This window comes from Rothia sp. HMSC062H08 (genome assembly GCF_001810775.1).
Lineage (GTDB): Bacteria > Actinomycetota > Actinomycetes > Actinomycetales > Micrococcaceae > Rothia.
The window spans coordinates 1-2,273 of sequence record NZ_KV802654.1 but is presented as its reverse complement, the minus strand read 5'-3'; the positions used below and the strand labels follow the sequence as shown (position 1 = coordinate 2,273).

Sequence of the window (2,273 nt, the reverse complement as noted above, 5' to 3'; positions counted from 1 at the left end):
TCATCCGCACATGTGCGGATGAATGTGGGAACCCGATACCCTGAGGGCCGGATCGGCCGGCCCCGGGAGATCGGAGGACGGCATGTCCGGAAAGAAGAAGAGCGGCTCCGCAAGGGCGGTCCCGAGGGCCTACGGAAGGCTCACGAGGCACGAGCGGGACACGGTCCAGAGGATGCTGGAGCGCAGGGCGTCGTGCAGGGAGATCGCGAGGGAGCTGGGCAGGTCGCCCTCGACGGTGAGCGCCGAGGTGGCGTCGCACAGGTTCGTGACGGCGCCGAAGGCCAGGCGCGGCGAGCGCGTGGACGCCTCCGCCGACCTGTCGGCGGCCTGCCCGCGCCTGGCGGCGTGGCCGCGCTGCTGCAACGGGTGCGGCCGGTACCGCGCGATCGGCTGCAAGCGCCGCCCCCACGTCTTCTACGAGGCCCGGGCCGCGCAGCTGTGCGCCGACTCGGTCCTCGTCTCGTCCAGGCGCGGGATAGACGCCGACGAGCCCGCCGCGGCGGCCAGGCTGGAGGCGATAAGGGACTGCCTGCGCCGGGGGCTGTCGCCCGAGCAGATGGCGGCGCGCAACGGCGGCCCGGTGGACCTGTCGCCGTCGACCATCTACCGCTGGGTCTCGGCGGGCTACGACGGCATGACCAACATGGAGCTCAGGCGCAAGGTCGGCTACAGGCCGAGGAAGCGCGCCGCGGGCCGGGCGGCGACCCGCCACTCCGCCCGCAGGTCGCATGCCGCGTTCCTCGCCCTCGGGGAGGACGCGTGCGCCGCGGCCTGGGAGATGGACACCGTCGAGGGGGCCCGGGAGGACTCCGCCTGCCTGCTCACGCTGCTGCACCGCCCCAGCAGGCTCCAGCTCGCGCTGCCGCTGGAGGAGAAGACCGCCGGGTGCGTCGCGGACGCCCTGGAGGGCGTCCGGGCCATCCTCGGCGCCGACGGGACGCGCCGCGTGTTCCGCGCCGTCCTCACCGACAACGGCGCCGAGTTCTCCGACGAGGCGGCGATCGCGGCGCTGCTCGGCGAGGGGCCGGGCGAGACGAGGCTGTTCTACTGCGACCCCAGGCGCAGCGACCAGAAGGGCGCCTGCGAGCGCAACCACGTCGAGATCAGGAAGCTGCTGCCCAAGGGCGCCGGAATCAGGTTCGACCGGCTCGCCCCGGCCGACCTGGCGCTGGCCATGTCGCACGTGAACTCCGAGCCCCGCGGCGCGCTCGGCTTCGCGACGCCCGCGCGCGCCTTCAGGGCGATGCTCGGGGAGGACGCGGCGGCGCTGCTGGACGCCTACGGCGTGGAGGACGTGCCGCTCGGCGATCTCGACCTGACGCCGGGGCTCATCGAGAGGGCGCGCGCAGAGAGGGGCGATGCCCCGCTGGCCTAGCCTAGGAGAAAAACGGAATAGACGGACCGACCGTCCGGCTGAGTCTGGGAAGAGGTGCCGGGCGGCGGGCGGAGCATGGCCACCGGACCCATCGAAACACATCTCCACCATTCCTTCAACTGGGAAAATGCCGCCCCCGGGGCCCGGATAGGACCTCGGGGGCGTTCGGTTAACTGCGGGAGCGTGCCGTCAGCTCAATGTGTTCGGTTGGGATCGGAAATCAACCAGTGATCTTACTGAACATATGGCGCACCTTGTCCAGGCGGCTGTTTGGACGGCGGGGCTGGATGACTGGCTTGCCGACAGCGGCCTGATACCCTTTCAGTTCTGTAAGGCATACGCTCTGCCCGTTGGTGTAAAAGGCCAGATCAGTACGGTATGCCTGTATACAGCGGGCGGGAATCTCGCCAGTAAAGACAACTTCATCCTTTTTTACCTGGACCGTTTCGATGGTGGCACAGTATTTCGGTGCATCATGATAAGCCCTGGAAAGATATTCCCGGGGCGCATAGAGGGTGAAGGAGAGATAAGGTTCCAGCAGTTGCGTCCCTGATTCCTTCAATGCCTGTTCCAATACAATCGGGGCCAATGAGCGGAAGTCCGCCGGCGTGCTGACCGGACTGTAATAAAGCCCGTATTCAAAGCAAATCTTACAGTCCGTTACGTTCCAGCCGAACAAGCCCTGCTCCAGCCCGTAACGGATACCATCCCTGACAGCGTTTTGAAAACTCTGGTTCAAGTATCCCAGCGAAACCCGGCTCTCGTATTGTACACCGGAGCCAAGCGGGAGTGGTGTAACAGACAGTCCGATGGATGCCCAAAACGGGTTGGGCGGCACCTCGATATGGATGGTGTGGCTGGCTGCTTTGAGCGGCCGCTCCATATAAATGACGGTGGG

The 2,273-nt window shown here is 67.0% G+C and carries 1 protein-coding gene and 1 pseudogene; one reads left to right on the top strand and one right to left on the bottom strand.

All coding sequences use genetic code 11. From position 1 onward, the window contains the following. Positions 1 to 22: 22 nt before the first annotated feature. Complete coding sequence (locus HMPREF2765_RS01955) at positions 23 to 1,375, top strand: IS30 family transposase (RefSeq protein ID WP_306437770.1); 1,353 nt, start codon at positions 23 to 25, stop codon at positions 1,373 to 1,375. Positions 1,376 to 1,595: 220 nt separating this feature from the next. Here the strand turns inward: HMPREF2765_RS01955 and HMPREF2765_RS01950 are convergent. Then, positions 1,596 to 2,273: pseudogene (locus HMPREF2765_RS01950) on the bottom strand (tetracycline resistance ribosomal protection protein); the annotation flags it as partial.

Coding starts and splice junctions, on each gene's coding strand:
- HMPREF2765_RS01955 (WP_306437770.1), top strand. CDS start 23: ATGTGGGAACCCGATACCCTGAGGGCCGGATCGGCCGGCCCCGGGAGA.